The organism is Halochromatium sp. NSM3, assembly GCF_059621085.1.
On the sequence record NZ_JCAQIA010000044.1, the window covers coordinates 20,468 to 27,402 of the forward strand.

Below are 6,935 nucleotides of genomic sequence, written 5' to 3' on the forward strand. Positions count from 1 at the left end.
ATTGCTGAATGGCTGATCGGGGGCGGACATCACTCGCTGAGTACGGCGCGCTGGGCGGCGATGATCTGCTCGATCCCATGCGCGGCCAAGTCGAGCATCGCGTTCATCTCGGCGCGCGAGAAGGGCGCCGCCTCAGCCGTGCCTTGCACCTCGATCAGCCCGCCCTCATCGGTCATCACCACGTTCATATCGGTTTCGGCGCTGCTGTCCTCGGCATAGTCGAGATCCAGTACCGGCGTGCCGGCGTAGACACCGACCGAGACTGCCGCGATCTGCCGCTTGAGCGGGGATTGTTGCAGCTTGCCACTGGCGACCAAGCCTTGGATCGCGATTTGCAGGGCGATCCAGGCGCCGCTGATCGCTGCGGTGCGGGTACCGCCATCGGCCTGAATGACATCGCAATCGAGCGTGATGGTGCGCTCGCCGAGCTGGGTTAGATCAGCCGCCGCGCGCAGCGAGCGCCCGATCAGGCGCTGGATCTCCAGCGTGCGTCCGCCCTGCTTGCCCCGCGCCGCCTCGCGTGGCGTGCGCTCGCCGGTTGAACGCGGCAGCATGCCATATTCCGCAGTGATCCAGCCCTGACCGCAGCGGCGCAGGAAGGGCGGCACCCGCTCCTCGACGCTGGCCGTGCACAGCACCCGGGTCTCGCCGAACTCGGCCAGCACCGAACCCTCGGCCTGCGTGGTGAATCCGGGGGTGAAGCGAAGGGGGCGCAATTGATCGGGTTGGCGGGTGGATGGGCGCATGCTTGGCTCCAGGGCAGGGGATCGGGAACGCCGGGCGCTTGAGCGGTCGCGCTTTGGGCGAGTATTAGGCGCGCATTGTCGCATGGTCGACGCGAAGCCGACGCAGGGCCGACATGGTGCCAACGCGAGTACGTCGCGCAGTGTCTGCGGCCACTTCAGCGGTGACTGCGGCCGTGATCAGTCAGCCATTGATCAATGCAGGTATCATCAGGGTAAGCCAATTCACCGCTCAGGAATCCCCCCATGGTTAGAAGTATGACCGCCTTTGCCCGCCAAGATCGCAACACCGAGGCGGGCACGCTGACTTGGGAGGTGCGCAGCGTCAATCATCGCTTTCTCGAGCCTCATTTGCGCCTGCCGGATGACATGCGCGGCCTTGAGCCCGCCGTGCGTGAGGCTCTAAGCCGACGGCTCAATCGCGGCAAGATCGATCTCAGCTTGCGCTTGGGCGGGCGCGGCGCGCAGGGTGCGCAGGGCGGTGAGCTGCGCGTCAATACGGTGTTGCTCGAGCACCTGCTCAATGCTGCGGATCAGGTCGCCACCCGTATCGGCGAACCAGCGGCGCCGCATCTGTTCGACCTGATGAGCTGGCCCGGCGTGCTGGAAGAGGTCCCGAAAGATCTGGAGGCGCTGAGCAGTGCTGCGATGGAACTGCTGGAGCAGGCGCTGATGGCACTGGTCGAAGCGCGCGAGCGCGAGGGCGAGCGCATGAAGACCCTGTTGCTGGAGCGCTGCGACAAGCTCCTCGAGCGTGTTGCCGAAGTGCGCGGGCGCATGCCTGAGGTGCTGGCCGGCATCCGTGCGCGCATCGGCGAGCGCCTCGCCGAGGTGCGCGATCAGCTCGATGAGACTCGCCTTGAGCAAGAGATGACCCTGATCGCACAGCGGCTCGACGTCGACGAGGAGATGGATCGTCTCGCGAGCCACATCACCGAGATCCGCGACAGCCTCGACAGCGATGAGCCCATCGGCCGCCGGCTCGACTTCCTCATGCAGGAACTCAACCGTGAGGCCAATACCCTGAGCAGCAAATCCACCGATACCGCCGTCACTCGCGCCGCTGTCGACATGAAGGTGTTGATCGAGCAGATGCGCGAGCAGGTGCAGAATATCGAGTAGATCATCAGCAGGAGAGAATCGTGATCACAGGAGAACTGAAGTCCAGGATCGACCGCATCTGGGACAGCATGTGGGCAGGAGGCATCTCCAACCCGCTCTCGGTCGTCGAGCAGCTGACCTACCTGCTCTTCATCAAGCGCCTCGATGAGCTGCAGACGCTGCGTGAGCGCAAGGCTGCCCGCACGGGCAAGCCGATCGAGGAGCCGATCTTTCAGAACTACGAGTCGAAGCTGCGCTGGTCGCGCTTCAAGGAGACCGCGCCGGAGCAGATGTTCGCCACGGTCAAGGACGAGGTCTTCCCGTTCATCAAGGCCATTGGCCGCAACGGCGGCACCGACGAGGAAGGCGACTCCACCTACTCGCATCACATGCGCGATGCGATCTTCATGATTCCGACGCCTCGCGTGTTGGCCAATGTGGTCGATCAGCTCGACGCCATCGACATGGCCGACAGCGACACCAAGGGCGATCTCTACGAGTACATGCTCGGCAAGATCGCCAGCGCCGGGCAGAACGGCCAGTTCCGCACCCCGCGCCACATCATCCAGCTGATGGTGGAGATGACTGCACCGACGCCCAAGGACACCATCTGTGACCCGGCCTGCGGCACCGCAGGCTTCCTGATCGCCGCCTCGGAGCATCTGCGCCATCACCACGCCGAGGTCATCTACAAGAGCGCAGGCTCACGCCGGCGCTTCAACGAGGGCACCTTCCACGGCTTCGACTTCGACAGCACCATGCTGCGCATCGGCAGCATGAACATGCTGCTGCACGGGGTCGAGAACCCGGACATCCGCTACAAGGACTCGCTCGCCCAGTCGGTCACCGAGGCTGGCGACGACGCCGAGCGGTATTCGCTGATCCTCGCCAATCCGCCCTTTGCCGGCAGTCTCGACTACGAGTCCACCGCCAAGGATCTGCTGCAGATCGTCAAGACCAAGAAGACCGAGCTGCTGTTCCTGGCCCTGTTCCTGCGCCTGCTGCAGATCGGTGGACGCGCTGCGGTCATCGTCCCGGACGGGGTGCTGTTTGGCTCCAGCAAGGCGCACAAGGCGCTGCGCAAGCTGCTCGTCGAGGACCAGAGGCTCGATGCGGTGATCAGCATGCCGTCGGGCGTGTTCAAGCCCTACGCCGGGGTCTCGACCGCGATCCTGCTGTTCACCAAAACCAACTCAGGCGGCACCGACCAGGTCTGGTTCTATGACATGCGTGCGGATGGCTTCTCACTCGATGACAAGCGCAGCCCGCAGCCGGATAAGAGCGACCTGCCGGACATCCTCGCTCGCTGGCAGCACCGCGAGGCCGAGATCGAGCGCAAGCGCACCGAGCAGAGCTTCCTGGTGCCGAAGGCCGAGATCGCCGGAAACGACTACGACCTGTCGATCAACCGCTACAAGGAGGTCGAGTATGAGACGGTGGAGTATGACCCGCCAGCGGTGATCCTGGAGCGGTTGGCGCTGCTGGAGGAGGAGATTGCTGAGGGGCGGAAGGCGTTGGCGGAGATGCTGGCATGAGCGGAGAGATCGCCCGCCCAGCAGACGCCTTCTTCGAGCGTATCCGCGCCATTCTCGCCGAGGTGCGGCATGTACTCGAACCGCCTGGGGCGAAGGATGGCGCATGAGTAGCCCCTGAGTCCGCGCCGAACAGTTCACCCGTCTGAAGCAGGCCGGCATGCCCATCGGCGCCAAAAACAAGCGCTGCAAATCCAAATGAGGAGCCCATCCGTGTTAGCAATCGCACTCCCAAAAGACTCTGAAACTGAGCTTGACCGCATTGCAACGCGTGTCGGGATGACACCTGACGAGCTTGCGCAGCGGGCCATTCTCGAGTTCATCGAAGAGCAACAGGACGCTGAAACAGCCCTTGAGCGACTCCACAACCCAGCGCGGCGTTGGAGACAAACGGACTTGGAGCAGGGACTTGACCTGGACGATTGAGTGGGACGATCGTGCCCGTCGAGAACTGAGACGCCTTGATCCATCGGTACAGCGCGACATCCTGGCTTTTTTGCGTCAACGTATCGCTGTTGACGATGATCCGCGTCGCCATGGTAAGGCATTGCGCTATGCGATGCAGGGTCTATGGCGTTACCGGATACGCGACTACCGGATCGTCTGCCGCATCGAGGACGATCATCTCGTTGTCCTGATTTTGAAGGTTGGGCATCGCAAGAATGTTTATGGCTAATTCAAACGTTACCAAGAAAGTTCGATGCCATGCGGTGGAGTACGATCCGCCGCAGATGATTCTGGAGCGATTGGCGCGGTTGGAGGAGGAGATTGTTGAGGTGCGGAGGGCGTTGGCGGAGATGCTGGGATGACGAACTACCGGACCGTAGAGTTGGGCGGTGTAATCGGCTCTGCAGCTTCCGGGTTCGCCTCCGGGGCAAAAGACTCTGAGGGTGTCGCCCAGGTAAGGATGAACAACGTCGAGACCGATGGTAGTTGGAACTGGACCAAAGTGCGTCGGGTACCGCGCAACGTCGTGCGGGAGGAACTCTTCCTAACCCCAGGCGATGTTCTATTCAATGCGACAAACAGCCCAAACCTTGTCGGAAAGTCTGCCCATTTCGACGGTTTCAGCGAGCCGGTGGTGTTCTCTAACCACTTCGTCCGTCTCCGTCCTAAGAATGATTTGCTCGACGGTCGTTACCTGACGCGTTGGCTCAACCACCTGTGGAAGTCTCGCATCTTCGAGTCCGGCTGTACGCAGTGGGTGAACCAAGCCACCTATCGCAAACAGGATCTGCTAAGGCAGCGTATACCCCTCCCACCCCTCGCCGAGCAGAAGCGGATCGCAGCGATTCTGAATACGGCAGACGCCTTGCAGGCCAAGCGCCGCGAGTCCCTCGCCCAGCTCGACAGGCTGCTGCAATCGACCTTTCTTGAGCTGTTTGGTGATCCGGTTACCAATCCGAAGGGGTGGGAGGCAAAACAGTTAGGTGAACTCGGGACGCTGGATCGTGGCGTCTCGAAACACAGACCAAGAAACGATCCTGTTTTGCTGGGTGGCCTGCACCCGCTTATTCAAACAGGAGAAGTCGCAGGCTCCGGCGGGTACATACGAAGTTACACCGCGACGTACTCAGAGTTAGGGCTGCAGCAGAGCCGGATGTGGCCAACCGGCACCCTGTGCATCACCATCGCCGCAAACATTGCTAACACCGGGATACTGACGTTTGACGCATGCTTCCCAGACAGCATTGTGGGGTTCGCATCGCCTAAACCAGGACGCGTAGAATATGTACAGGGGTTATTCTGGTTTCTCAGAGAAATTCTGGAGCGAAAGGCACCACAGTCAGCTCAGAAGAACATCAACCTGAAGATACTCAGGACTTTGCCTGTTCCTGCTCCACCAACCGACATCGAGCACCACTTCGCCACCATCGTCGAGTCCATCGAACACCAGAAGACCCGCCTCCGCGCCCACCTCGCCGAACTCGACAACCTGTTCGCCTCGCTCCAGTCCCGCGCCTTCAACGGCCAACTTTGAGTGATTGCCGCCATGACTCTTGCTGAAACCATCTATCAGAAAAGCCTGACACTACCGCCAGAGAAGGCGCGCGAGGTGCTCGATTTCATCGACTTCATCAAGGACCGCTCAAGCGTAGCCGAGGCGGAGAACAACACGAGCGCTGCCAAGCCAAAATCGCTACTCGAGGTCTTCGAGGACGCGGGTCTCGTCGGCTGTCTGGAAACGGACGAGCAGTTGTCTACCTCCCTGCCTGCCCGCTTTCGCGAGCAGGCGCTGCACGAGGCGCAACCACTATGACCACAAATACCATCAGTCGTGAACAGTTGAAGGCTGAGATCGATCAGCTCGACAACGCGTATCTGGGACTCGCCTACCGGATCATCCGCCAGTTTCCTCATCGACCGCCGCCAGAGCAGCAACGCACCGAGAGACCACCGTTCTCGCAACGCTGGCAAGGCCGACTTGCCAAGCGGGCTTTCAGTGATCAAGCGCTGACGGACGATTCCAAGCTGGCCTACCTCGCGAAGCGATATGGCCTATGAGGGTCTTTCTAGACTGTGATGTACTGCTTTGCCAGACTATGAAAAGTGTCCGATCCCAGCGATGACCCCATGCCAGTTCATTGCGCACCATCTCAACGGTCTGAGCGCGATGAGCAACTTCGCATTTCTGCCATCTGAGTTCCGTGACATCCAAGCGTCTGCGACCCAGGCGGAAGGCCACATCTGGGGCGATCCTCGCGCCGCCTGCTTCCATGCCCGCTTCACGCTGGAGGCCATCGTCCACTGACTCTACCGCCACGACCGCGATCTCCATCCGCCCGACGACAACAACCTCGGTGCGCTGCTGGAGCGGGGGAACGTACCACGCATGGACGATGACGACCGGAAGATACTGTCATGACCGATCTAGCACGAATCACCGTCAATCCCGAGGTCTGCGGAGGCCGCCCCTGCATCCGGGGCCAGCGGGTCCGCGTCAAAGACATCCTGGATATGCTCGCGGCGGGAGCCTCACGAGAGCAGATCCTTGAGGATTATCCCTATCTCGAGGACGGCGACATATCCGCAGCCTTGAGCTACGCGGCGACCCAAGCCGACCATCCCGTCTTGCGAGTCGCCTGATCGTGCGCTTTCTAGTGGATGCGCAATTGCCGCCGGCTCTAGCTCGGTGGCTCGAGAGCAAGGGCCACGAGGCGCAGCACGTCTACGACATCGGTTTGATCGAAGCGAGCGATCGTGACATCTGGGCTCAGGCCGGTGAGACGGGCGCGACCATCGTCACCAAGGACGAGGACTTCTCACCCTACTCACGACGCGCCCGAATGGCGCGACCGTCGTGTGGCTGCGCGTCGGCAATACGACGCGACCGGCCCTGTTAGAGTGGTTCGAGAAGGTGCTGCCCGAGATCGAATCTGCGTTGAGCTCGGGAGAGTCACTGGTCGAGGTCGTCTGAGGGCTGCTTGTGACCAACTTCGCCTTCCTGCCCGCCGATTTCCGCGACATCCAAGCATCCGCGACCCAGGCGGAAGGCTATATCTCGGGCGATCCTCGCGCCGCCTGCTTCCATGCCCGCTTCACGCTGGAGGCCATCGTC

Annotated in this window: 10 protein-coding genes; 9 read left to right on the plus strand and 1 reads right to left on the minus strand. The window is 61.5% G+C overall.

All coding sequences use genetic code 11. The annotated features are described in order from the left end of the window. Nucleotides 1–29 precede the first annotated feature (29 nt). Nucleotides 30–746, minus strand: a complete 717-nt coding sequence (gene rph, locus AC54T3_RS15195) for a ribonuclease PH (RefSeq protein ID WP_496626076.1) — start codon at nucleotides 744–746, stop codon at nucleotides 30–32. 243 nt (nucleotides 747–989) lie between these two features. Here rph and AC54T3_RS15200 point away from each other — a divergent pair, with 243 nt between their 5' ends. The 9 genes from AC54T3_RS15200 to AC54T3_RS15240 all read left to right on the plus strand — a co-directional run bounded on the left by AC54T3_RS15200 (nucleotide 990) and on the right by AC54T3_RS15240 (nucleotide 6,720). Further along, nucleotides 990–1,865: a YicC/YloC family endoribonuclease gene (locus AC54T3_RS15200; protein WP_496626078.1), complete on the plus strand. Its 876-nt coding sequence runs from the start codon at nucleotides 990–992 to the stop codon at nucleotides 1,863–1,865. Between the two features lie 20 nt (nucleotides 1,866–1,885). Beyond that, complete coding sequence (locus tag AC54T3_RS15205; RefSeq protein WP_496626080.1) at nucleotides 1,886–3,379, plus strand: type I restriction-modification system subunit M; 1,494 nt, start codon at nucleotides 1,886–1,888, stop codon at nucleotides 3,377–3,379. A gap of 406 nt (nucleotides 3,380–3,785) precedes the next feature. After that, nucleotides 3,786–4,052 (plus strand): type II toxin-antitoxin system RelE family toxin, encoded by a 267-nt coding sequence (locus tag AC54T3_RS15210; RefSeq protein ID WP_496626081.1) that lies wholly within the window; start codon nucleotides 3,786–3,788, stop codon nucleotides 4,050–4,052. Between the two features lie 129 nt (nucleotides 4,053–4,181). Continuing rightward, entirely contained in the window at nucleotides 4,182–5,357 is a 1,176-nt protein-coding gene (locus tag AC54T3_RS15215) for a restriction endonuclease subunit S (protein ID WP_496626082.1), read from the plus strand. Between the two features lie 12 nt (nucleotides 5,358–5,369). Then, the gene (locus tag AC54T3_RS15220) at nucleotides 5,370–5,636 is read left to right on the plus strand and encodes a hypothetical protein (RefSeq protein WP_496626083.1); all 267 of its coding nucleotides are present in this window, start codon (nucleotides 5,370–5,372) and stop codon (nucleotides 5,634–5,636) included. Then, nucleotides 5,633–5,881, plus strand: coding sequence for a hypothetical protein (locus tag AC54T3_RS15225; RefSeq protein ID WP_496626084.1), 249 nt, complete (start codon nucleotides 5,633–5,635; stop codon nucleotides 5,879–5,881). Before AC54T3_RS15220 ends, AC54T3_RS15225 begins: the two co-directional genes overlap by 4 nt. A gap of 61 nt (nucleotides 5,882–5,942) precedes the next feature. After that, the gene (locus AC54T3_RS15230; protein WP_496626086.1) at nucleotides 5,943–6,128 is read left to right on the plus strand and encodes a hypothetical protein; all 186 of its coding nucleotides are present in this window, start codon (nucleotides 5,943–5,945) and stop codon (nucleotides 6,126–6,128) included. A 110-nt stretch (nucleotides 6,129–6,238) separates the two neighbouring features. After that, on the plus strand, nucleotides 6,239–6,463 hold the full coding sequence (locus AC54T3_RS15235; protein WP_323684746.1) for a DUF433 domain-containing protein: 225 nt from the start codon (nucleotides 6,239–6,241) through the stop codon (nucleotides 6,461–6,463). Nucleotides 6,464–6,477: 14 nt separating this feature from the next. Next, nucleotides 6,478–6,720 carry a DUF5615 family PIN-like protein gene (locus AC54T3_RS15240; protein ID WP_496626087.1) on the plus strand — a complete coding sequence of 81 codons (243 nt, stop codon included), beginning with the start codon at nucleotides 6,478–6,480 and terminating at the stop codon, nucleotides 6,718–6,720. Nucleotides 6,721–6,935: the final 215 nt, after the last annotated feature.

What these genes read in the sequence shown, in the direction of transcription:
- rph (WP_496626076.1), bottom strand. Translation starts at nt 746, where the DNA reads ATGCGCCCATCCACCCGCCAACCCGATCAATTGCGCCCCCTTCGCTTC.
- AC54T3_RS15215 (WP_496626082.1), top strand. Translation starts at nt 4,182, where the DNA reads ATGACGAACTACCGGACCGTAGAGTTGGGCGGTGTAATCGGCTCTGCA.
- AC54T3_RS15220 (WP_496626083.1), top strand. Translation starts at nt 5,370, where the DNA reads ATGACTCTTGCTGAAACCATCTATCAGAAAAGCCTGACACTACCGCCA.
- AC54T3_RS15235 (WP_323684746.1), top strand. Translation starts at nt 6,239, where the DNA reads ATGACCGATCTAGCACGAATCACCGTCAATCCCGAGGTCTGCGGAGGC.
- AC54T3_RS15225 (WP_496626084.1), top strand. Translation starts at nt 5,633, where the DNA reads ATGACCACAAATACCATCAGTCGTGAACAGTTGAAGGCTGAGATCGAT.
- AC54T3_RS15200 (WP_496626078.1), top strand. Translation starts at nt 990, where the DNA reads ATGGTTAGAAGTATGACCGCCTTTGCCCGCCAAGATCGCAACACCGAG.
- AC54T3_RS15230 (WP_496626086.1), top strand. Translation starts at nt 5,943, where the DNA reads ATGACCCCATGCCAGTTCATTGCGCACCATCTCAACGGTCTGAGCGCG.